At 61.1% G+C, this 280-nt stretch carries 1 protein-coding gene; it reads right to left on the bottom strand.

What is annotated here, in order from left to right:
- The coding region (locus CAPSK01_RS08060) for a hypothetical protein (protein WP_034924796.1) at nt 1–271 on the bottom strand (271 nt) is incomplete at its 3' end.
- Nucleotides 272–280: the final 9 nt, after the last annotated feature.

Raw genomic sequence — 280 nt, forward strand, 5'->3', positions numbered from 1 at the left:
AGACCACGTGCTTGTCCGTGTAGTTGTTGTGCGGAATGACGTAGGAGCCTCCCGTCACCGGGTTCGAGGTGGTCTCCCCCGTGATCGCCAGCGTCTTGCGGTTGAACGCCACGATGCGACGGGCCAGCGGCTCGTCAGAGTCCCCAGTGACGACTCCCTTGATCTCAGGCCGCGCATGCGGCGCCGTGATCTGAGAGAACGCAGCGGCGTGTCTGGCCACGCCCTTCGTGATCTGCAGGTGCGAAAAATACCCGTTGTAGAACTTATCCACCGGATCTAT

It is taken from the genome of Candidatus Accumulibacter vicinus (genome assembly GCF_000584955.1).
Classification (GTDB): domain Bacteria; phylum Pseudomonadota; class Gammaproteobacteria; order Burkholderiales; family Rhodocyclaceae; genus Accumulibacter; species Accumulibacter vicinus.